This window comes from uncultured Porphyromonas sp. (genome assembly GCF_905372525.1).
Classification (GTDB): Bacteria; Bacteroidota; Bacteroidia; order Bacteroidales; family Porphyromonadaceae; genus Porphyromonas.
On the sequence record NZ_CAJPPN010000027.1, the window covers coordinates 1 to 22621 of the forward strand.

Consider the following 22621-nt stretch of genomic DNA (forward strand, 5'->3'; position numbering starts at 1 on the left):
TTCCTTTTTCTTCTCTTCCTTCTTGGGTTCCTGCTTCTTCTCTACCGCCTTGGGCTTAGTCGTGAGCGTATCGATCTGAGCCGAGGCTGAGAGCGAATAGCCACCCGATAGGAGTAGAGCCACCACGAGGGTGCGAATGCTGCTCTTGTGCATGGATCTATCGTTTATAGTGTTGGTGATTTTATCGTTGGGATGATCGTGTCTCCGCCCCTGCATGGGTGAGGCTGTGTGATAAGGATCGCTTATGACACAGCCTCACGCAGAGGGGTGGAGTATAGAGGTGGGGACTAGCGGGGCTCTCGGTAGACGAGCTTCGTCACCCGGCCCAGCGAGGTGTCTCGCCAGAGCTGCTGAGCGGTACTGCCCGAGACATCATAGCTATAGACCGCTCCGGCCGAGCCATCATAGGTGGCGATGTAGAGACGTGTCCCTCCCGAGAGCACTATACTCTGTATCGTCTCCGTGGCTCCGAGCGTGATGTAGGCCTCGGGAGCGGAGGTGGCTTGACGCTGTAGGTCATAGAGGTAGACCTTGTTGCCAGCAGCTACGTAGGCTGAGTTGTGCTCAGGGCGTAGGGCGAGGTGAGTCGGACGGTCTGTCCCCTTGTAGGCGATGCGCTGCATGGGGTAGCTTGTCCCTGCCTTGGAGGAGCTGAGGAAGAGGTTAGGCTCGATCACGGCTAGGGTATACTCACTCGAGGATGCACTATGAGTCAGCAGAGCTACATGGCTCATCGTCGCAGTACCTGACATATCTAGGAGGGTACTTCCCGAGAAGGGATTGCCCGTGACGGATACGTCTTGTCCGGTGAAGGGATCGGGCTCACTGTAGGTGGCCTTGAAGAGGTGCACCTTGTTCCCCGAGCCCGAGAGCTCCAGCACGATGGCCGTACCCGTCGTCTCATCGAAGAGCACTAAGCCCCCCGAATAGATCGCATTGCGCCATACACTCATTCGCCCTGCTAGGACGGGGAGCGTACCGGAGAAGGCAGTCCGGAGGCGAGCGTCATTCAGACGGCGAGGGAGCGTCGTCTGTAGACCTACGGTGTAGAGGTTCCCCCCAGCGACGACGTACTCATTGAGGTCCTGCGGGGAGAAGGCATTCGCCTGGACAGTATGCCCATTGAAGTTCATACGAGAGCCGATGACCTTCAGCGAGTCGGCATTCATCCTGTAGCCCCAGGTGTCGGCTCCGACGAATAGGTAGTTGGTCGTCCTGCCTGCCCCCGTGGTATGGGTAAACATATTCAGCGTCTGTGGTGTCCCCGTTAGGTCACGGTCTACCCCACCCTCGGTGAAGATGTCCGCGACGGGACTAGCGGACTGCCCGAAGGGGTAGTAGCCGACAGCCGTCTTGCCCGACTGCTGTGTGAGGGCATAGAGCCCCTCACGATACTTGAAGTTCACACGGATGCGGAAGCGATGGTAGTAGGTACCATCAGGGGTCTGCATCTTGAGGCGAGCAGGGTGGATACCATAGTCCGAGCTCTTCGTCGGTGTATAGGCGAGGGTGCTGGTCGTAGAGACCTTCTTGTAGTCCACTTCCCACTCGATCGTAGGAGTCACATTTGCCCCATTGGTGATCTTATACTGGGGAGCCTGTATCGTGAGCGTAGAGCCAAACTCTACCTCGTAGAGCTCCTGCAGCTGCGAAGTGGGGTCTACCACCTCTAGGGGATGCGTCACCCCCGTAGAGTGATCCTTGTAGCACGAGCTGACGACTCCGAGGGTAAGCAAGGAGGCGAGCGCTATGCTGAGCTTATATGTCTGTCGCTTCATGTGTCTTATTGTCTGAATTGTTGGAGAGCACGCTTGGTCGCCTCGGGGATGGGCTCACCGATCTCGTTGAGGGCAGCCTCGATATTGACCAAGAGCTGGTAGAAGACCTCTACATTACCTAGATGGCTAAAGGCATCATAGAGCTCCATCTCATCCTGATGGTAGCGGGCTAGGATGGCTCGGTACTTCTTCAGAGAGAAGTCTCCGCAGAAGTACTGATAGCTGGAGTTCACCCAGAAGTCTCGTGTGATCATCAGCCCATTGCTCGCCGTCACCGTGATGCGGTTCAGCTCAGTGAAGGCTGTCCTCAGATCCGAGGTCGCCTCTAGCACGAGGACGAGCGTATCGGCCTTACCCTCCTCGGTCTGGAGGGCACTACGGATAAAGGTCACCGGGAACGTCCCATTCAGAGAGTCCGCAGCGAAGGTATACTGGCTCGCCAAGGCCTTGAAGTGCTGCCCCACACGAGCCGTAGAGGCAGCTTCGTCTACCCGTACTCTAAAAGCTAGCGGAGTAGAGGCAGCCGTGCCGGTATGACGTACTGGGATATTCACCGTGAACTCGGTGAGAGCATCGGGACGTGTCCCATAGCTCTCCCGTATGATCCGGTCATCAGCACTAGCAAAGTGGAAGTACACACTGCGTGGGGCTGAGTAGTAGCCATCACGACTGATATACTCTATACGCTCGTCCTCGGTCTTCTGGCAGCTCGTGAGCGTAAGCCCAGTGAGTGCGAGGCAGAGGAGGAGCTTGATATGGTTCCTTTTCATTGTTCGCATTATCTGAGGGTGATCGATCAGTGATTGCCGTAGGTGAGCTCAAGCTGTGGCCAGGGCAGGGTGAACATCTCTTCCGTGGGCGTCACACTCTCCCCAGTGAGTGAGGGGAAGGCGAGGAAGAAGTGCTTGATCGCATGGAACGATAGCCCTTCCCCAGGGGTCTCACGGATATACTCGCGCATCAGCTCCTTGTCAAAGGCAGCCTGGTTCGAGAAGCTCGCCGTCGTGAGGGGGGCTAGCCCTCGGCTGTCACGCACCTTGTTCAGTGCCTCTACAGCGGCCGCAGGGTCGGTAGGATAGCTCGCTTCGGCTAGGATGTAGTACATCTCGGGTAGGCGAATGAGCATGATCCCCTTGCTCGAGGTCGCTATGGAGCGAAGCAGATCCCTATCTGGAAGCAGACGGATGAACTGCGTGTAGGAGTCAATCTGACGGAAGTAGGCTACCTGACGATTGTCGATGGAGGCTCCCCCGCCTAGTGGAGTGTAGAGCTCATTGAGGGCTCGGAGCAGGCGTCCCTGATCGACATTACCAGCACCCCCCGTAGAGAGGTAGGTCGTAGCTACCCAGTCGAGGAACTTAGGAGCATACAGCCCAAAGACAAGCTCCCGATCAGCAGGGAAGCGGGTCACGTTAGCGAAGGCAGAGCGGTCCGCTAGGCCGAAGTCCGCACTATGAGCGATGACCTTCTGCGCATATTCGATAGCCTTGGCTCTCTCGCCCATAGCATTGTAGACACGTGCCTTCGTCGCATAGACAGCATACTTATTGAAGTGTACGATGCGGTTCGTCTCGTAGGTCGCCGCCGAGAGATCACCTCCCCGGATCGACTCATCACCGCTGAGGAGCGCCTCGGCTTGGTCGAGGTCAGCTAGGATATTCTTGTACGTATCCTCGAGGTTGTAGAGACGCTTGTTCTGCAGGTTGAAGTCATAGGAGTAGGGGATACCACGTGTCGTCTTGAGAGTCCCAGCAGCCTTAGCTCGGCGGTAGTCCGCAGCGAAGATACGAGCGACATCGAAGTGCAGGAAGGCACGTAGCCCATAGGCTTCACCTCGGGCGAGCTGGAGCACATGCCCCGAGAGGGAACTCTTCTCGGCGTTGGCGATGATGTTATTGGCATAGGAGATCACTTGGTACTGGGCAGACCAGATAGCGTCGATCTGATCCCGCACCTGGGGGTTGGTATAGCGATAGCGGTTCACATGATAGTTCATGGACACACTATTCACATTACCTATCGTCTGAGAGATATTCTCTAGGAAGCCTGCGGTGAGCACCCCTCCATAGAGCCCCTGCTCAGCCATCGAGCCATAGACCCCGTACATAGCATCCTCGTAGCCTCGTATCGTGGAGAACTGGACATCCTCCAGGAGTGTACCCTTGGACTGGATATCGAGGAACTTATTGCAGGAGGGCAGTAGAGCCAGCGTCAGTAGACCCACAGCCAGGGGGCGGATTATCATCTTTCTCATCATTGTATCGTTGAGGAGTGGGTGGTTAGAAGGAGAGGCGAGCCGACAGCTCTATACTCCGTGCGAAGGGATAGTCTAGCCCACGCTCACGACGGACCGTGGAGAGATAGAAGAGGTCATTGGAGAGGAGCTCGAAGCGTGCACGACGCAGGTGGAGCTTCTTCACCCATGCTGCCTCCGTCTCGTAGGCCAGAGAGAGACTGCGCAGGGTCAGGTAGTACTCCTTCTGTACGAAGCGACTGCTCTGATAGGGACTCTCGCGGTTGGCGATATCCTTGTACTTAGCGACATCGCCGGGTTGCTTCCAGCGGTCGTTCAGCACACGCTCGTCGGCATTGTACTGAGGGTCTGCACCCTCTACTCGAGAGGCGAGGGTCTGGTTGTAGACCACAGCCCCGAGGGAGTAGCCAAAGCTAGCATTCAGAGAGAAGCCCTTGTAGAAGAGGTAAGACGAGAGCGTCCCATAAGCCCAAGGGCTCGTATCACCGAAGACGATACGGTCGTTGGAGTCGTAGTCGAAGGTATAGGAGCCATCACGCTTGATGTAGATCTCCTTACCCGTGGCAGGGTCGATCCCAGCCGAGGGGACGACCTTCAGGGCCGTGAGTGACTGCCCTTCCTCGTAGAGAGGGAGCGGGGTCGTGGAGCGGTTCAGCACCGTGTCCTTGGCATAGGAGTCATTAAGAGCCTTGAGGGCATTACTGATCTTCTTCACCTTATTCCTATTATAGGAGTAGTTCAGAGCGAGCGTCCACTGCAGATCTTTGTTCTGAATAGGCACGACACGGGTGGAGAATTCCAGCCCTGAGTTCACGACCTCCCCGACGTTCTGCTTTGCCGTAACGACACCGATTGAGGGCGCCTTCGTGACATCCAGCAGGAGGTTATCCGTCAGCTTGCGGTAGGCATCGAAGGTCAGATCCCAGCGACTCTTGAAGAGCGTTAGGTCAAGCCCTATGTTCTGGTTCAGCGTACGCTCCCACTTGAGGTCAGGGTTCCCGATGCCACGGGGTACAGCACCTGCACCTACGAGGTAGTTGATATTCTTATTGTAGTCGTAGGTCGTGTAAGCCTGATAGGGCTCGAAGGACATATTCCCTAGATACCCAAGGCTCGCACGGAGCTTCAGCAGTTGGATATTCTTGTTGCCCTTGAAGAAGGACTCGTTGTGGATATTCCACCCTCCACCGAGCGACCAGAAGGGAGCGAAACGCTGGTTCTTCCCGAACTTCGAGGAGCCCTCATAGCGGAAGACGAAGTCCAGCGAATAGCGGTTATCATAGATTGCATTCCCGTTGAGGAAGAAGCCCGCTGCCGTGGAGTAGTTGTCCGACCCTGAGGGGCGAGCACCACTGCGATAGCCAAGGGCAAAGTTGGGGTGCCCAAGGTTGTCCGAGTAGAAGCCTCGGCTCGTGTAGGTGGAGGCATCGGAGGACGAAGACTCAATATTAGCCCCAGCCATAGAGGTAACATAGAGCTTGTCGAGGAAGGTGCGATTATAGGACACCATCAGCTTCCCCATGTAGTTGAGGCCCTTCGACTGGTTCTCTACCATCTCCCCACGCTGGTCGAGAGCGTCGCCACGGAAGTCATTGGAGAGAGGTGAACGGAACTTACGCCCACTACCACTACGGATCGTGAAGGAGAAGTCTCCGTCTACACGGAAGTCGCCAACCCAAGCCTGCAGGGTAGAGGTATTCAGTAGGTCGATATTCTGCGACTGATTATAGCTCCCAAGCTTGGCCTCATAGAGCGGGTTATTGACCCGATCCCCATTGAAGCTCTTGACGAGCTGCCCATCCGAGCCATAGGGCGAGAGATAGGGGTTCATACGGGAGAAGTTGCTGAACGACCCGTAGTTGGGCTCGTCCGAAGAGACCCTATTGACCGTAAGGTTATTGGATAGGAAGATGCGATTAGGTCTGTTGTAGGAGAGCTTGAAGCTACCCGACACACGCTCACGTCCAGACTGGATCATGACACCCTGCTCGTTGCCGTAACGGAGGGTTAGGCCATAGCGGACGAACTGGTCGCCACCCTCTGCGCTGAGGCTATGCGAGTGAGAGACACCCATACGTAGGGGCTTAGAGAGCCAGTCCGTATTCACCCCACTACGGATCATGCGTACCACGGCATCACGCTCTAGATCCTTGCGATACTGCTCGGCAGGGTCAATACCCGTGTAGACCCCGGCTAGGTCCTCATAGCGGAGCTTCTGCTCGGGGCTCAGCAGGTGATAACCACTAAGGTCTGGGGTGGTGAGGCGGAGCGTACCACTATAATTAAGGCGGATAGCACCCTGCTCAATGGGCTTGGTGGTGATGACGATGACCCCAGCTGCGGCCTTCGCCCCATAGAGCGCAGAGGCAGAGGCGTCCTTGAGCACGGTGACGCTCTCGATGGTGTTCATATCCATATCGTAGATGTAGTTCACGTCTACGATAGCTCCATCTACGACGAAGAGAGGGAGGTTGGCAGCACCTGAGAACGTCGCACGACCACGGAGGTTGAGGTCAGGGCGAGCATTCGGGTCAGAGCCGAGGTTATTCTGCTGCACGATCTGTAGCCCTGGGACAAAGGCCTCAAGGCTCTCGAGGAGGTTCTTCGTACCCACCGAGAGGAGTTCCTTGGCCTTGACGGTCGTCTGCGAACCGGTAAAGCTCTTCTTATCCTTCTTCGTGAAGCCCGTGACGACGACATCCTTCAGCATCTCACTGTCGGGCTCTAAGGCGATACGCTGGGGCTTACCGGCCTGCAGGGTGAGGCTCTTGGCCTTGTAGCCGACGAAGCTCAGGCGAACTGTCTCGCTAGGCTTGGTGGTCTTGAACTCAAAGTACCCTTTAGCGTCCGTGATGAAGCCCCCTGTCATCCCACTGACCTGTACAGACACTCCCATCATGGGCTCGCCAAATTCGTCAACGATCGTTGCGCTGATTAGGGCGTAGGTGGACTTAGGTTGGTCTTGCTGTACGGACAGACTCGTCGGCGCACTAGGTGCAGCTAGTGCTGGAGGCAGAGCGAGGGCGAGCCATCCGCTGGCTAGTAATGCGGTTTTTATTCTCATTGCGACCTATTATATAGTGATACAGAGCTGGGGCAAAAGGTCTCTTAGCCCCCGTAGCCCCCCACACTGCGGCGACTACGTGGCGTAGAGCTTCGTGGCCCTATGCCCAGAGTAGCTCTTAGAATTATACTGACAAAATAGTGAGAGGGGATACCCCCCTCCGCCGAAGGCTAGACCAAGGCAACTTGACCTAACCCTTCTATCAAAACACCGTGATTTACAAAATTAGCATTTTGTTTCCGCAATTCCTAGCAAACTACCTTCTCTTCCCCCAAAATGATAACATTTCTCATACTCCCACTCTCTCGCCCTCTCCGTGCCTCTACCTCTCGTCTAGCACCTATTCTTCCCAGGAGACTAGCCGACCATCACCTACGCCCCTACCCTACTCTACGCTCCTACCACTGCCCCCCCAGACAGCTCTGGGTGCCAGCTCTACCCCCACCTATCCCCACCTATCACACTAGCCCCGGCTCTAGCACTACCCGCCCCTATCCTACCACTGCCCCCAGAGTAGTCCTTCCCCACCTACGTTATTAGACTTATTAGTCCTATTAGACCTATTGGACCTATCACTCCTACACCCCCATAGCCCCCAGCCCCCACGCATCTGAGATGCGTGGGGGCTGGGGGCTATAGGGACAGCTGTCGTAGATGGGTCTACTCAGCCTTGGGGCTGAGGCCTAGCTTCTCGGCCTCACGGAGCATATAGGCATAGGCGGGCTCGTACTCGTTGGGGATGGTACCCTCGAGGATAGCATCCTTGATAGCGTCCTTGATGAGCCCGACCTCTCGACAGGGGGAGAGCCCGAAGGTCTGCATGATGAGCTCCCCTGAGATAGGGGGCTGGAAGTTGCGCACACGGTCCTTCTCCTCGATGTCGGTGAGCTTCTGCCTCACGAGACTATAGTTATCGAGATACTTGCGCACCTTCTGCGGGTTCTTGCTCGTGATGTCAGCCTCTACGAGGAGCATGAGGTCATCGATGTCATCCCCAGCCTCGAAGAGCAGGCGGCGCACAGCCGAGTCCGTCACCCCCTCATCCACGAGGGTAGCTGGGCGCATGTGTAGATCGACGAGCTTCTCCACGTAGTGCATCTTGTGGTCTAGGGGCAGGCGCAGGCGACGGAAGATACGCGAGACCATCTTCATCCCGACGTAATTGTGGTTGTGGAATGTCCAGCCGAGGCGGTAATCAAACCGCTTTGTGCGGGGCTTACCGATGTCGTGCAGTAGAGCAGCCCATAGGAGCCAGAGATCCTCCTCACGGCGAGGGCGGGAGGCAAGTGCCTTGGCCAGGTTGTCTACGACCTTGTAGGTATGTGTGAGGTTGTCCTTGTGCCCGATGCCCTCACGGGTCTCTGCGCCCTTCAGCTCGAGGAGCTCGGGGAAGAGGATCTCCATCAACCCGGTCTGCTCGAAGAGCTCCAGCCCGACAGAGGGGCGGGGGGAGAGGAGGATCTTGTTGAACTCCGTAGAGATGCGCTCTGCCGAGACGATGCTGATGCGTTCCCTATTACGTCCAATAGCAGCGAAGGTATCGGGATCAATGAAGAAGCCCAGCTGAGAAGCGAAGCGTATAGCTCGCATCATGCGCAGAGGGTCGTCACTGAAGGTCACATCTGGGTCTAGAGGCGTACGCAGGGTCAAGTTGTCCATATCGGCTAGCCCATCGAAGGGATCGACGAGCTCGCCGAAGCGATCAGCATTCAGACAAAGGGCTAGAGCGTTGATCGTGAAGTCTCGGCGCTCCTGATCCTCCTGCAGCGTGCCATCCTCCACGTAGGGCTTACGGCTATCGGGGCTATAGCTCTCTCGGCGGGCACCGACGAACTCTAGTTCGATATCGCCCTTCTTGACCTGCGCCGTGCCGAAGCGGGCGAAGACCGAGAGCTTCGCTCCTCGTCCGAGTCGCTCCGCTACCGCCTTAGCGAGGTCTATCCCCCTACCTACGGAGACGATGTCGATATCCTTGGAGGGGCGATAGAGGAAGAGGTCACGCACGTAGCCCCCGACCACGTAGGCCTCTACGCCGAGGCTATCAGCAGCCTCGCCAATGAGATGAAAGAGGGGGGTATCTATCTTGTCGTAGATCAGATCTTCGTCTGGCATAATCTTATAGGGGGTGGGGGCTACCGACCAGCGAGCACGAGGAGCACGCTGACATCGTGGGGGGATATACCGGGGATACGTGAGGCTGCTCCGATCGTCGCAGGGCGGATGCGCTCTAGCTTCTGCCGAGCCTCTGTACTCAGGGCTTGGATACTGCTGTAGTCGAGTCCCTCGGGGATGAAGACGTACTCCAATCGCTCCAGTCGTTCGGCCTGCTGTCGCTCACGCTCTATATAGCCACGGTACTTGATGAGGATCTCGGCACACTCGACGATCTCCTCTCGCCGTCTAGGGATACGCTCTATGGCTCGAGCTAGAGCGGGGACGAACTGGGCGAGCTGGGCGAGACTCAGCTGGGGACGCAGGACGAGGTCTACGAGCTTGCACCCCTGACGGAGGGGGACTAGTCCCTCCTGCTCTAGGCTGGGGTTGATCCTGTCGGGGCGGATCGAGTAGCCCTCTATGAATTGTATGAGGCGGTCTCGCTCCTCTATCTTCTCCGCCAGCAGCTCTGCCCTCGCCTGGGTAGCGAGCCCGAGCTCGATCGCCCGAGGGGTCAGACGCATATCAGCATCATCCTGCCTGAGTAGGATGCGATACTCGGCTCGTGAGGTGAACATACGGTAGGGCTCATCCACCCCCTTGGTCACGAGGTCGTCAATGAGCACACCGATATAGGCCTCGGAGCGACTGAGCGTGAAGGGAGGGAGGTCATGCACCGACTGATGGGCATTGATCCCTGCGATGAGCCCTTGGCCTGCAGCCTCCTCATAGCCTGTCGTCCCATTCACCTGTCCTGCGAGGAAGAGCCCCTGTACCACCTTGCTCTCCAGCGTATGGTGGAGCTGTGTGGGGTCAAAGAAGTCGTACTCGATGGCATAGCCTGGGCGGTACAGACGGACGTCCCGAAGGGCGGGTATCTGACGAAGAGCCTCCAGCTGCACCTCTAGGGGCAGGGAGGAGGAGAAGCCATTGATATAATACTCGTTGGTACGCTCCCCCTCGGGCTCTAGGAAGAGCTGGTGCTGTGTCTTCTCTGCGAAGGTCACGATCTTCGTCTCTATGCTCGGGCAGTAGCGAGGGCCTATGCTCTGTATCTGTCCGTTGTAGAGGGGGGAGCGATCGAGTGCTGCACGTAGTACCTCGTGGCAGGCTTCGTTGGTATAGAGCGTATAGCAGGGGAGCTGCTTGAGGGGCGAGCGGTCGGGAGTGTCCATGAAGGAGAACTTATGATAGTCCTCCTCACCATCCTGTACTCCAATCTCCCCTCGTTGGATGCATGCCTCTAGGTCTATGCTACGTACATCCACTCGGGGGGGAGTACCCGTCTTCATGCGGTCGGTGCGGATGCCTGCGGCACGTAGCTCCTCAGTGAGTCCATAGGTAGCGGGCTCGGAGACCCGACCACCACTCATCTGATGCTCCCCGAAGTGCATGACCCCCGAGAGGAAGGTGCCCGCCGTGAGGATCACGGCACGTGCCTCGAAGTGCACACCCAGTGCCGTATCCACACCCTGCACCCTACCCTCCTGGATCTCCAGATGGGTCACCGTATCCTGCCATAGGTCTAGGTTGGGCTCATCGTCCAGCTCCTCTCGCCAAGCCTCCATGAAGCGCTGGCGGTCGCTCTGCGCTCGAGGGCTCCACATAGCGGGACCCTTACTGCGGTTGAGCATGCGGAACTGGATCGCTGTCCGATCCGTGATGAGCCCCATACGTCCCCCGAGTGCGTCTATCTCACGCACGATCTGCCCCTTGGCGATACCGCCCACAGCAGGGTTACAACTCATCTGCCCGATCTTGTTCATATCGGGCGTGATGAGCAGCGTATGCGAGCCTAGGCGAGCGGCAGCGACGGCGGCCTCACAGCCTGCGTGCCCTGCACCTATGACGATGACGTCGTAGCTGTGCATGTAGGGGGGACTAGACGTTGAAGCGGAAGTGCATGATGTCGCCATCCTGGACGACATACTCCTTACCCTCGACAGCCATCTTGCCGGCCTCCTTGACGGCGGCTTCGCTACCGTAGTGGACGAAGTCCTCAAACTTGATCACCTCGGCACGGATGAAGCCCTTCTCGAAGTCCGTGTGAATGGCGGCTGCCGCACGGGGTGCCTTGCTCCCCTTGGTATACGTCCAGGCACGTACCTCCTGTACGCCTGCGGTGAAGTAGGTCTCTAGGTTCAGCAGGGCATAGGCAGCCTTAATGAGACGTGCTACACCTGACTCCTCGAGCCCGATCTCCCCGAGGAACATCTGACGCTCCTCATAGGTCTCGAGCTCTGCGATCTCACTCTCGATCTTGGCCGCTACGACGAGTAGGTCTGCCCCCTCGTCCTGGATAGCGGCACGCACCTGCTCTACATACTGATTACCACTGAGTGCCGAAGCCTCATCGACGTTGCAGACATAGAGGACGGGCTTGCTGGTCAGCAGATAGAGCTCACGTGCAACCTTCTCTTCGTCCTTCGTCTCGAAGGTCACGGTGCGGGCATTACGTCCCTGCACAAGCGCCTCCTTGTAGCGGCTCAGCACCTCATAGGCGAGCTTGGCAGCCTTGTCGCCACCCGTCTGAGCCTGCTTGTAGACCTTCTGTAGGCGAGCCTCTACGGTCTCCAGATCCTTGAGCTGCAGCTCGGTGTCGATGACCTCCTTGTCACGTACGGGATCGACGCTCCCATCGACGTGGGTGATATTGTCATCGTCGAAGCAACGCAGGACATGTAGGATAGCATCGGTCTCACGGATATTGGCGAGGAACTTATTCCCAAGCCCTTCGCCCTTGCTTGCGCCCTTGACAAGCCCTGCGATGTCTACGATCTCGACGGTCGTGGGGACGACCCGCTGGGGGTGGACGATCTCCGCCAGCTTGTTCAGACGTTCATCGGGTACGGTGATGACCCCGACATTGGGCTCGATGGTGCAGAAGGGGAAGTTAGCGGACTGTGCCTTAGCATTGGATAGGCAATTGAATAGGGTAGACTTACCCACGTTGGGTAGGCCTACGATACCGCACTGTAGAGACATATGGCTTATTCTTTATATACTTATCTGTGAGGTGCAAAGATAATCAAAAGCCCGCAGACCTCTCTGTAGCTTGCTGGGAAATATCGAGGTGCATCCCCCTCGCTGGTAGCCTCTGGGCGGAGGGGGAGGAGCATATCAATGGACGAGCCCACCCTAGATCCTCCTAAGGTGGGCTCGTTCGTCTCTCTAGGGCAAGTAGAGAGAGGTGTATTGCGGGGAGAGTACCCCCTAGTCCTTCATGAGGTCTGCGGTGAGGTCAGCTGTGAATACCTGCCCATCCGTCAGCCTGAGGGTCAGGCGAAAGGTCTGGGGGGAGGCTGTAGGCTCCTCCGTCAGATGAAGCCTCACCAGCGAGAGGGAATTAGCTCCCGAGGATCTTGGCCAGCGCCAGGGGGATAGGTACTTCATCGCTTGGAGGGGATCCGCTAGGTCTCGAGTATACCCGCCCAGTTCGTGAGGCATCTTGACGGTCGGGGCGATACTCTTATCGAAATGATAGTCATAGGAGAAATACTCCGCACAGACGATAGGGGCAAGCTCTACTCCCGCAGGGTAACGGCTATTATACGCCGTCTGCGCACGAAGGGAGATAGAGGCTACACCGGAGCTCAGAGAGCCCCGCCCGCCTGGCATAGGATGGATATAGACCCGGGGGGAGGGCAAGTCTCCTATCTTACGAGCCAGTTCTTCGAAGTGAGCCCGCTCCTTAGTCCGGAAGTAGGAGTGATACACACCCTCAATCGGTAGGATTAGATAGCGCTTAGTGCCTCCTAGTCTCGGCTCACCTTCTTCATAGGTCAGTGAGGCGAGTCGTATGGTCTGAGGCTCGAGGATCTCCGTGAAGAAGTAGGGGGTCTCCCACCGAGAGAGGGGAATGGGAGGCTCGGGGGTCTTCCCGCACGAGCCTAGGAGGGCGGGTAGCAGGCTAAGCCCTCCGAGGGCGACAGCGCCCAGTAGTGTACGTAGTCTCATTGGGTTCCTTGTCCTTAGTCTGTAGTTAGGTAATGTATCTGTAGTCTAGCGGGGCGGGCAGAAGAGAGTAGCTCGTCGCCTACGGAGCAAATGTAGTCAAATGTAGCCAATCTCACTGAGTCCTATCCCCCCGCCCCTATCCCGCTGTAATACGACTACCCCCACCGCAGGCAAACCTGCAGCAGGGGTAGTCTCGCTTAAGAGTTAGAAAGAATTAGAGACGGCTTATGCCTTAGTCTTCGTTGATCATGCTGAAGAGCTCCTCGGCAGCAGCACGAGGGCCCGTCTTGCTCTGCCCATCTACAGCGAGGCAGGTATGCATCTCCCCGACCTTGACCCCCGTAGCATAGAGGGCGGAGAAGTACTTCTGGATCAGGCTCGCAGCGAGCTCCTTCTCCTGTACGGGGCCGAAGGGGTTCGCAAAGTACGAGGTCACCAGACCCTTCTCCGTCGTCGTCCCCTTGGCTCGGCGAGCACCAGCCTCGAAGATCTTCACGGCCTCTTCCATATTGTCGAAGAGGGCGATCTTGCGGGCGCAGTCCTCGTAGTTGTTGGCATAGAGGAAGTAGTCCACGGGGAAGCCCTTAGAGATGACTTCGTAGGTAGAGATCGGGATAGTCACACGAGCATTGACCTTGTCGGGGTTGGTGTAGATCCCTCGGTCTAGCTGCGAGAAGGCATACATCGGGTCGAGGTCGTCCGTACGGACAAAGGCACCGATCTCCGTCCCGTAGGCTAGGATCGAGCCATCATCCTGGAGCTTGAGGTAGCCCATGTCGTCGAAGATGACACGCATGTGGCGGATGTACTTCTCGTTGAGCGTACGGAAGGCTTCTAGGCTTTCGCTCTTCCCGGCACCGCTGTCCCCCATGATGATGATGTTGGCCACACGGCTATTCTTCAGCACAATATTGACCATAGCACCGTGGATCGGGAGGTTGCCCCGCTCCATCTGCTTGATGTTGTGCAGGGTCAGCAGCATCTTCTTCATGTAGCCGAAGTAGTCGATCTCGTCGCTGTAGTTGGCGTAGCCGATGAGGATGTCGTTCTTCTTATCCTTGTGGTAGAAGGTACGCTTCTCCTCGTGCCCATCGGGGTAGCCGAAGATGTAGATCATATCGGGCTTCTTACCGACATACTCGTTGGGCTTAGCGAGCTCGAAGAGGTTCGCCATCCCGAGACCGTGGCACATGAAGTCCTTGTGGAAGTAGACGAAGGCCAGCAGATCACCCACCTTGGCAGGGTAGAGGAACCACTCATCCTCGCTCAGGATCATATGCTCAGCGGGGTTGGACTGGTGCTCCTGGAAGATCCCGTCACGCGTATTCTTCTTCGTGTAGGAGACGTAGGGGGGATTGATGATGATGGAGTCTATGAAGGGGATGGCCGCCAAGCCCTTGTATTCGATCGGGCAGTTCCATGGGGCATCATTCAGGATAAGCCCCGCATTGACCCCAGCAGTCGTCTGGCGGTAGACATGGCTAGCGAAGCCATTGACGACCTCCTTGGTACGGCGGTAGATGGAGAGGATCAGTTCGTTGAAGAGCTCGTAGGCCTGTACGAAGCGTACATTCTGTAGCCCCTCGCCCTGACGCTGGTTGTGCACGACAGCGATACGCTCCATGCGACGCCAGTAGTGGTAGAGCAGATCGACTAGCTCGAGGAAGAGGTCACGATCCTTAAAGAAGGGGGCATACTTATTATTGGTCGCTAGGAGCTCATCGACGTCACAGACGCTGAGCAGGCGGATCACATCCATGAGGGAGTGGATGAGGTTGTCGTCTGTCTCGAAGTCTGCGATGAAGGCATCGTAGATGATGGGATTGTCCTTCTTGAGGTGGAGGACAAAGGACTCAACAACACGCCTGAAGGCATAGCTGGTGAGCACCTTGCGGCGGTTGTCGCAGAACTTAGAGGTAAAGTTGATGATCGCTCTACCTCGGTTGAGAGTGAATTCTTGTAACATTTCCTTGTATTCGGGCTAGATTAATAGATACGCTAGACGCTCTAACGCAAGAGCAAATATACCTCAAATACTCACAATAAAGAAATCTTTCCGCTATATACCTATAAATGGTTACTTTGCTCTGCCGACTCTACAACCAGCCCCCTACCCACACCCCTCCTTATCCCCCTCTAGCGACCCTCGGGGACAGGCCGCCGGCAGGCTACCGATGAACCCGATCCTCCTCTAGCGGTATCTGCTCCTACAAGACCTCTCTCCCCGCCCCTATTCCGCGAAGTATAGGGTGAGTGTATCCCGATACATCTCTCCACTACTCCGATGGGCACAGGTCACGATCAGCCACATAGGGACACCCACGAAGTGAACCGTGCTATCCCCGATCTCCCTCACATCAGTCACGTGGATCAGATCACGCTTCGTGGTCTCCCGATCGCCCCGATATAAGGGGCCTTGACGCAGACGCGTCCTTTGGTAGGCCTCTAGCTCCATCTTGGGGCTATCAAACTTCATTCCCATCACCCCCACGGAGTGAAGGGCTAGGGGATACTCTGGATAGGCCCTATGCTGGAAGCGTATTATCAGATCCTGTGGGCTCACCAGATAGGCTTGTACGAGGATCTGCTCCCCTAGCTGTCGTAGTATCCAGGAAGGCTGCCCATTGAGGAGACCAAGGCGTGTAGAGCTCTGCTGGCGAAGGCGTGCTGTACCACAGCCCCACAGGAGGAGTAGGGCAAGGAGTATCCCTAGGCGCCTCTGCCCTAGGGTATACCAGCGAATCCGTGTCGGTATCATAGTCTCGTATCTATGGAGTAATTACGATGTCTCTATAGGAGGTACGGCACGATACGATGCGTCTATAGGAGGCACGGCACGCTACGATGCGTCTATAGAAGGTGCGGCACCATACTCGCCCCGGGCTATCCCCTCGCTACTCGCCCTGCGATAGCGTCTCGACGAAGCCCCAGCGCCAACGTCTGCGCCTTCCCTCCCTCAAAGTTAGGGATTTCCTCTTCGTCCACTCTCACCTCCCACCTCCTACACACCCACAGCCCTCACCTACCAGCCCAGCGTCCCCCTCCCCGCCTACTACTAGCATCAGCCTACCAGTCACCCCACCGACCTACACACCCCACTGCCCTCAGCCTACCAGTCCAGCGCCCTCACCTACCAGCCAGCCCACCTGACCTACACACCCACAGCCCTCACCACCAGCCCAGCGCACCCCTACCCGCCACCACTCAGTGGCCTTCGCTAGACCTTTGCTGACCACCTATTAGACCTATTAGACCTATTGCACTCATTAGACCTATCGCACCACCTACCCCGCCTACTACTACACCGCCATCGTACACGAGCTGACCGAGTACAGTCTAGCTCCTGGCTCCCTCCACACTGCCCTCTCCGTCGCAGTCCTCTCGAGAGGGGAAGATAGGAGCTACCGAGCCCCCCTACTAAGCTCTCGGTAGGGACACCCTAATCACCTTACATAGGTGATGGAAGCGATCATTATAGGAGCGCAAGAGCGCTCTCGGTAAGAGCGTCCCCGTCACCTTACATAGGTGATTAGGGCGCCTCTACCGAGAGCGAAGTAGAGCACCCATCGAGGCCTCGCCCACCCCGCTATAGGCTCTGTAACAGAGGCCTTTGTTAGGAGTTTTTCGGGGGTCTTGCGGGGCGATATATTTTTTTAAATTTGACCCCGAGCCTTGCGATAGAGTTCGTAAGACCGACGATCAACTAACAATACACCTATTAATACACCCATTCTGAAGACCCACTTATGAGACACCTCTTACTCACCCTCCTCCTCGCCCTCGTGTGCGGGGGAGTCCTCCGGGCCCAGCAGGCTACCGAGGCTTGGCTCGAGGGGACGCTCGTCAGCAGGACAGACAAGACCCCTATCGTCAATGCCCTCGTCGGTCTGCGTACGCCCCAGGGACAAGACACCCCCTTCCGTACCCTCACCGACGAGAAGGGCTACTTCCTCCTCAAAGCCACCCCCGGGACCTACCTCCTCGGCACCTCCTTTGCCCAGCAGGCCATCGTCCTTCGCTCCTCGCTGGAGCTTCGCCCCGGCAAGCTCCAGCTCGGCACGATCCCCGTCGAGCTCACCCGTGAGCTCGAGGCCGTCGTCGTACAGCACTCCGCCCCACTCGTCCGCTACGAGGGCACAACCCTCATCTTCGGGGAGGCTGCCCTCGCACAGGCTCGGGGCGGGAGCGTCCTCGATGGGATACGACTCATCCCCGGCCTCCAGCTCGAGGGCGCCAATACCCTCAAGCTCTACGGCCTCTCGGAGCTCACCGTCTACATCGATGGGCGTCCCCAGCGCATGAGCAAGGACGAAGTCATCTCCCTACTACAGAGCATGTCCCTCAGCGAACTCTCTAGCGTCGAGCTCATCCGTGAGCCCGGGGTAGAGTACGGCGGTGTGACGACCCCGATCCTCAACATCAAGCGCAAGGCCAAGGCTGCGGAGGGCGTCAAGGGCTTCTCCAATCTCGTCGGTACCTACCACCACTACCTCTCCGAGCAGTTCTCTACACGTGTGAACCTCGGCTACGGCTCTAGTCGCTCCTACCTCTCCTACACCCTCGGGGATAAGCGTATGCGGGAGACGACGACCCTATCCACGGGACAGACCGACGACCTGCGCACAGACTCCCGCATCTCCCATCAGGTGGGCCTCGGCACCGACCTCACCCTGGGCAAGCACAATAGCCTAGGGGCACAGATCCTAGGGAACTACGCCAACGAGCGACTCCTGCTCACACAGAGCATGCACAACCGCCTCAAGTGGACCAACCTCTACGGTACCCTCTACCACACCCTACAGGCAGAGCGCTGGTCACTCCAGACGACCGCCGAGGGGTCGTTCGGCCGCTCCGACCTGCGCCGGGAGGGGAGCTCACAGGGTGTCGCCAGCAAGGACGACAACCAGTTCGCACGCCTCGCCCTAGACTTCTCTCATCGGCTCTCCAGCATCTTCACCCTCTACCTCGGGGCGGAGGCGAGCCACGTCTCGGTAGACTCACGAGTCACCAATAGGACGGGGGTCACCACCCTAAGGGAATGGAACATAGAGGGATATGCTAGCCTTCGCTTCCGCCTGGAGCAGCTCTCGGGTTATGCGGGCCTTCGTATCGCAGGCGAAGACCGTAAGGGGAGCCTCGGAGTAGGGCAAGGCGAATTCTTCCGCTCGGGCTCGGAGCCCCTCACCTTCGCCAGCCTTCGCTACACCCCAGCACGTCACCACCAGATCGCCCTCACCCACTCCTCCAGCTATACCCGTCCTAGCTATAGAGACCTACTTGGCTACACTACAAGCGCCTCGGCACTGCTAGCTCGTCAGGGCAATACCCACCTCAAGACCTCCTACCGCCGTAGTGTGACCCTCGGCTACAGCTACCTCCAGGCAGCCCAGCTGGAGCTAAGCTATGTCGATACCGAGGCTCCTATCGTAGAGGCTCTCACGATAGACCATGGGAGGTACACACTGCGTCGGCACAACCTCGACTACAGCCGTTACCTACGTGCCCTGCTCGTCCTACCCATCCCGCTCATCCGTCAGGGAGAGCTCAGCTGGACAGCCTCCACCTATCTGGCTGCCCAGCGCCAGTGGGACGCTGGACGGATCAATCGAGTAGACTACAGCAAGACCTTCAATGCCTACTATGCCCAGCACCGGCACAACCTAGGGCTCCCCTCAGGCTGGTCTGTAGACCTCGGTGTGACCTACTACAGCGGACTCTTGTATGGACTCTACCAGATGCAGCGTCAGTGGTGGATAGATGCCTCTGTGAGCAAGCGGATCGGCGAGAGCCTTCGCCTCTCCCTCTCGGCATACGACCTCTTCAATACGAACATCGCACGTGGGAGCTACGGCCTCACCTCTCCAGCCCTCACCTTCGAGCGCAACTGGCATAGTCCTCGCCTCCAGTTCACTCTCTCCTACAACTGGGGTAAGAAGACGGTCAAGACACAGAATGATCGCCGAAGGGGTGACGACACCAAACGACTCTCCACCGAAGCTAACGAAGGGCTGAACGTCTCAGTACCTGCCCAATAGCCCCTCTGAAGCACCCGCCTCAAGGGGTATAGCGAGCGAGCCACAGCTCAGGTACTAAGCACGACAGGCACCCTCCAGCGAGAGCGAAGTCGCCTCTCCGTCGAGGCCGAGGTCATCCCTCCGCCGAGGCCGAAGTCATTCCTCCGTTCATCCCCTAACATCCGATACGAGACAGCCCGCCTGCAAAACCATTTGCAGGCGGGCTGCGTTATTACTACAGTGCGGTTTAGCTCCAATGCTCCACGTGGAACAGACATAGGATACACCTCCGTCGCCCATACGGTAAGAGCGCAAGAGCGCCCGCACCTACTCACCCCACTACACTACCCCCACTCTCAGCTCACGACTCAGCATGACACAGAAGGAACGACTACTCCACGGGCTCTACTTCGATGCCTCCGATCCGGAGATCCACCAAGACCGAATGCGTGCCCAGAGACTCATCAATCAGTACAACCGACTCGAGGAAACCGAGCAAGAGGAAGCGCAGCGCATCCTACACGAACTACTGGGAAGCATCGAGGGGCACTGCTACTTCGTCCCGCCCATCTTCATCGACTACGGACACAACATCCACATCGGGGACGGCACCTTCGTCAATACGGGCTTCACAGCCCTCGACTCAGGGAAGATCCACATCGGCAGACGTACCTTCATCGGCCCCCACGTCAGTATCTACACCCCACACCACCCCCTCCTCGCCGAGGAGCGCAACACCTACCACGAGTGCGGTCGCCCCGTCACCATCGGCGACGACGTCTGGATTGGAGGTTCGGCAACCATTCTTGGGGGAGTCACCATCGGCGACGGCGCCGTGATCGGCGCTGGGAGCGTCGTGACACGGGACATCCCCGCCCGAGTACTTGCTGTAGGCAATCCCTGCCGAGTGCTCCGCCCCATCACCGAGGCAGACCGAGTGCTGGGCTAAGCAATCGCCCGCCATGCTCCACGTGGAACAAGTCCACGTCCACCCCTCACCCCCTCCTTGCTCTGCATATAACTCCGACCTCCACACCCCACCCCACTTCCCATAGAACAAACCCCTCTATCCCACCTAGCCACGGGTATCCGATCCAGACACGAGCAACTACAGACCCTCATGCGCCTCCTTCAAACCCTCTACCTCGGCCTACTTATTCTCCTCGCTCTCTCTGGAGGTATACTCCGAGCACAGAACTACGATAGCCTCATGCGTGCTCATGGGCTCATCGAGGTGCAGCTCGTCGCACCACGCATCCAGGTGCAACTCAAGTATGCCACTCGGGACAACTTCACGGGCGCAAACATGTACGGCTCGCTACGCAAAGCCTATCTACACCCCAACCTCGCTCAGGCTCTTGCCCGTGCCCAAGAGCGCCTAGAGCAGGAGCATCCCGGTTACCGCTTCCTCATCTACGACGCTGCCCGCCCCCTAAGCGCCCAGCGCCGTATGTACGAGCAGGTCGTAGGTACCCCCAAGCGCATCTATGTGGCGCATCCCCGACGAGGTGGACGGCACAACTACGGAGTGGCGGTAGACCTCACCATCGTAGACGATCGGGGGAGAGCGCTAGATATGGGGAGCCCCTTCGACCACTTTGGCTCCGAGGCGCACCTAGGGAAGGAGCAGGAGCGAGCCCGAGCAGGGATATTCGCCCCCGACGTGCCCGCCAATAGGGCGCTGATGCGACGTATCCTCAGCGCTGTAGGCCTCCGTCCCTACGACAAAGAGTGGTGGCACTACCAGGAGCGCATGTCTATGCCCGAGGTGCGACGACGCTACCGCCTACTAGACTTTTAGTATCACATAGCTTAGTATTTATCAATGAATATCCTCAAGATCCTACAGGAGCGCTACACCACGAAGCACTACGACCCGACCCTTCGCCTCAGCGAGGGGGAACTGCAGCAGATCCGAGAGATACTCCGCCTTGCCCCCAGCTCCATCAATTCCCAGCCGTGGGCCTTCGACATCCTCTCGGACGAGGAGACTAAGGCACGTCTCTCGGAGCACTCGATGAGCAATCGGGAGCGTGTCCAGACGGCCAGCCACATCATCGTCCTCAACGTGTATCGGAGTATCCAGACCTTCGAGGAGGAGCGCCTCCCTACCCTCACGACGGGGGCGCAGAGCTTCTACCGAAGTCAGATCGCCCCACGGGGTGAGGAGGGCGTACGTAGCTGGATGGAGCGACAGGTCTATATCGCCCTAGGAGTCCTGCTAACAGCCCTTCCCATGATGGGTATAGACTCTACACCGATGGAGGGGATCGAGCTCGAGGCCTACGACGCTATTCTTGGACACGAGAAGTACCGTCCCCTCGTCGCCGTAGCCCTCGGTAGACGAGATCCCGAGGACGAGAACCAGCCCTCCCGTACCCCGAAGAGTCGTCGTACAGACGTCTTCCTCTAGCTAGGCGGGACGGATAGCTCACCCCTGGATATAGCGAGCCCCCACACGAGACCGAATCTTCGTGTGGGAGCTCTATTATACCTCCCAGGGGAGCGCCCTCCTAAGGGGGCACTCCTAGGGGTTGGGGCGTGGCTACTTCTTAGCCGAGGGCATAGGGCTGGTGCGTGTGAGTACCCAGCTCTCCTCCATCCCGGGGATGTAGTCCGGACAGTCGCCTGCATCGGCAGCGATGACCACGTCGGCCATCATGAGCGTGAGCTCCTTGAGGTCTCGGCTCAGGACAGCCTTCATAAAGATACAGGTGCCCTTGTCATCTAGGGGTAGGGTGAAGTCGTAGGACTCCTCTAGGATCTTTGCACCGGACTTTCCCCCTTCACGCTGTACCTCCAGAGAGCCTCCTTCGCCCTGTAGGCTAGGCTCCTTAGCGGTGTCGAGGATGAGTTTGCCCGATCCGTCCAGCACCTGATAGGAGAGGAGGAGACGGTCTGCGAAGAGGGGATGTGTTCCCTCCTCCGTCGCTGCCGTCTCGTGCTTGCGCTGTAGGGTGATGGTAGCGATGATCTTATGTCCTGCATAGCTTCCCGTCCACTGCCCCTCATACTTAGGCAGGAGGGAGCTCTGGTCTTGTAGGTAGACGGCCTCCTTCTTTAGGAGGTCTTCCAGCCCCTCATAGGCCGAGGAGTTCTCTAGGGGGATGACACGCTGTGCGCCGAGGTCGGCACAGGAGATACTGGCTAGAGCTAGGAGCGCTAGTAGATACTTCTTCATTGAGATTCTTTGTGCTTAGTTAACGAACGTCTTATGGGCCGCTGGCAGGCGTACTCTCTCCCTAGTCCTAATCTGAAGTGCCTGTACCGACTTGGTGTATCGGTGGGTTTAGGGCATTAGGGCTTGACAGCTTGGGGGGAGGGGAGCATCGCATCACGCGACCGGTCTCTTACTTGTGTGGCTGAGGGGATTAGCCAAGGTCTATGGCTTCCCTTTTTC

Annotated in this window: 16 protein-coding genes; 4 read left to right on the forward strand and 12 right to left on the reverse strand. The window is 57.7% G+C overall.

The genetic code is table 11. The features are described 5' to 3' along the window. Nucleotides 1-287: 287 nt before the first annotated feature. From QZ170_RS06130 to QZ170_RS06180, 11 genes are all read right to left on the reverse strand, one after another. Nucleotides 288-1778 (reverse strand): hypothetical protein, encoded by a 1491-nt coding sequence (locus QZ170_RS06130; RefSeq protein WP_297178671.1) that lies wholly within the window; start codon nt 1776-1778, stop codon nt 288-290. A 5-nt stretch (nt 1779-1783) separates the two neighbouring features. After that, nucleotides 1784-2548: a DUF4843 domain-containing protein gene (locus QZ170_RS06135; RefSeq protein ID WP_297178673.1), complete on the reverse strand. Its 765-nt coding sequence runs from the start codon at nt 2546-2548 to the stop codon at nt 1784-1786. Nucleotides 2549-2574: 26 nt separating this feature from the next. After that, entirely contained in the window at nt 2575-4032 is a 1458-nt protein-coding gene (locus tag QZ170_RS06140; RefSeq protein ID WP_297178676.1) for a RagB/SusD family nutrient uptake outer membrane protein, read from the reverse strand. Nucleotides 4033-4057: 25 nt separating this feature from the next. Next, nucleotides 4058-7096, reverse strand: coding sequence for a SusC/RagA family TonB-linked outer membrane protein (locus QZ170_RS06145; RefSeq protein ID WP_297178679.1), 3039 nt, complete (start codon nt 7094-7096; stop codon nt 4058-4060). A 660-nt stretch (nt 7097-7756) separates the two neighbouring features. Beyond that, a complete protein-coding gene (locus QZ170_RS06150) occupies nt 7757-9208 on the reverse strand; it encodes an HD domain-containing protein (protein WP_297178682.1) in 1452 nt (483 codons plus the stop codon). Between the two features lie 20 nt (nt 9209-9228). Further along, the gene (gene mnmG, locus QZ170_RS06155; RefSeq protein ID WP_297178685.1) at nt 9229-11121 is read right to left on the reverse strand and encodes a tRNA uridine-5-carboxymethylaminomethyl(34) synthesis enzyme MnmG; all 1893 of its coding nucleotides are present in this window, start codon (nt 11119-11121) and stop codon (nt 9229-9231) included. A gap of 10 nt (nt 11122-11131) precedes the next feature. Further along, nucleotides 11132-12235 (reverse strand): redox-regulated ATPase YchF, encoded by a 1104-nt coding sequence (ychF, locus tag QZ170_RS06160; protein ID WP_297178688.1) that lies wholly within the window; start codon nt 12233-12235, stop codon nt 11132-11134. A 228-nt stretch (nt 12236-12463) separates the two neighbouring features. Next, nucleotides 12464-13207, reverse strand: a complete 744-nt coding sequence (locus QZ170_RS06165; protein WP_297178691.1) for a hypothetical protein — start codon at nt 13205-13207, stop codon at nt 12464-12466. A gap of 232 nt (nt 13208-13439) precedes the next feature. Further along, nucleotides 13440-15173, reverse strand: coding sequence for a phosphoenolpyruvate carboxykinase (locus QZ170_RS06170; protein ID WP_297178693.1), 1734 nt, complete (start codon nt 15171-15173; stop codon nt 13440-13442). A 264-nt stretch (nt 15174-15437) separates the two neighbouring features. Then, nucleotides 15438-15965, reverse strand: a complete 528-nt coding sequence (locus QZ170_RS06175) for a hypothetical protein (protein WP_297178696.1) — start codon at nt 15963-15965, stop codon at nt 15438-15440. A 346-nt stretch (nt 15966-16311) separates the two neighbouring features. After that, nucleotides 16312-16443, reverse strand: coding sequence for a hypothetical protein (locus tag QZ170_RS06180; RefSeq protein WP_297178698.1), 132 nt, complete (start codon nt 16441-16443; stop codon nt 16312-16314). Nucleotides 16444-16953: 510 nt separating this feature from the next. On the opposite strand from QZ170_RS06180, the gene QZ170_RS06185 reads away from it, so the two are divergent. The 4 genes from QZ170_RS06185 (at nt 16954) to QZ170_RS06200 (ending at nt 21634) form a co-directional block, all read left to right on the forward strand. Then, a complete protein-coding gene (locus QZ170_RS06185; RefSeq protein WP_297178701.1) occupies nt 16954-19242 on the forward strand; it encodes an outer membrane beta-barrel protein in 2289 nt (762 codons plus the stop codon). Nucleotides 19243-19594: 352 nt separating this feature from the next. Then, a complete protein-coding gene (locus QZ170_RS06190; protein WP_297178704.1) occupies nt 19595-20170 on the forward strand; it encodes a sugar O-acetyltransferase in 576 nt (191 codons plus the stop codon). A gap of 171 nt (nt 20171-20341) precedes the next feature. Then, entirely contained in the window at nt 20342-21022 is a 681-nt protein-coding gene (locus QZ170_RS06195) for a M15 family metallopeptidase (RefSeq protein ID WP_297178706.1), read from the forward strand. A gap of 24 nt (nt 21023-21046) precedes the next feature. Beyond that, entirely contained in the window at nt 21047-21634 is a 588-nt protein-coding gene (locus tag QZ170_RS06200; RefSeq protein ID WP_297178709.1) for a nitroreductase family protein, read from the forward strand. Nucleotides 21635-21766: 132 nt separating this feature from the next. Here the strand turns inward: QZ170_RS06200 and QZ170_RS06205 are convergent, their stop codons facing one another. Then, nucleotides 21767-22402: a hypothetical protein gene (locus tag QZ170_RS06205; protein ID WP_297178712.1), complete on the reverse strand. Its 636-nt coding sequence runs from the start codon at nt 22400-22402 to the stop codon at nt 21767-21769. Nucleotides 22403-22621 lie beyond the last annotated feature (219 nt).

What these genes read in the sequence shown, in the direction of transcription:
- QZ170_RS06140 (WP_297178676.1), bottom strand. Translation starts at nt 4,032, where the DNA reads ATGAGAAAGATGATAATCCGCCCCCTGGCTGTGGGTCTACTGACGCTG.
- QZ170_RS06185 (WP_297178701.1), top strand. Translation starts at nt 16,954, where the DNA reads ATGAGACACCTCTTACTCACCCTCCTCCTCGCCCTCGTGTGCGGGGGA.
- QZ170_RS06175 (WP_297178696.1), bottom strand. Translation starts at nt 15,965, where the DNA reads ATGATACCGACACGGATTCGCTGGTATACCCTAGGGCAGAGGCGCCTA.
- QZ170_RS06170 (WP_297178693.1), bottom strand. Translation starts at nt 15,173, where the DNA reads ATGTTACAAGAATTCACTCTCAACCGAGGTAGAGCGATCATCAACTTT.
- QZ170_RS06135 (WP_297178673.1), bottom strand. Translation starts at nt 2,548, where the DNA reads ATGAAAAGGAACCATATCAAGCTCCTCCTCTGCCTCGCACTCACTGGG.
- ychF (WP_297178688.1), bottom strand. Translation starts at nt 12,235, where the DNA reads ATGTCTCTACAGTGCGGTATCGTAGGCCTACCCAACGTGGGTAAGTCT.
- QZ170_RS06195 (WP_297178706.1), top strand. Translation starts at nt 20,342, where the DNA reads ATGCGCCTCCTTCAAACCCTCTACCTCGGCCTACTTATTCTCCTCGCT.
- QZ170_RS06130 (WP_297178671.1), bottom strand. Translation starts at nt 1,778, where the DNA reads ATGAAGCGACAGACATATAAGCTCAGCATAGCGCTCGCCTCCTTGCTT.
- mnmG (WP_297178685.1), bottom strand. Translation starts at nt 11,121, where the DNA reads ATGCACAGCTACGACGTCATCGTCATAGGTGCAGGGCACGCAGGCTGT.
- QZ170_RS06165 (WP_297178691.1), bottom strand. Translation starts at nt 13,207, where the DNA reads ATGAGACTACGTACACTACTGGGCGCTGTCGCCCTCGGAGGGCTTAGC.
- QZ170_RS06190 (WP_297178704.1), top strand. Translation starts at nt 19,595, where the DNA reads ATGACACAGAAGGAACGACTACTCCACGGGCTCTACTTCGATGCCTCC.
- QZ170_RS06200 (WP_297178709.1), top strand. Translation starts at nt 21,047, where the DNA reads ATGAATATCCTCAAGATCCTACAGGAGCGCTACACCACGAAGCACTAC.
- QZ170_RS06205 (WP_297178712.1), bottom strand. Translation starts at nt 22,402, where the DNA reads ATGAAGAAGTATCTACTAGCGCTCCTAGCTCTAGCCAGTATCTCCTGT.
- QZ170_RS06150 (WP_297178682.1), bottom strand. Translation starts at nt 9,208, where the DNA reads ATGCCAGACGAAGATCTGATCTACGACAAGATAGATACCCCCCTCTTT.
- QZ170_RS06145 (WP_297178679.1), bottom strand. Translation starts at nt 7,096, where the DNA reads ATGAGAATAAAAACCGCATTACTAGCCAGCGGATGGCTCGCCCTCGCT.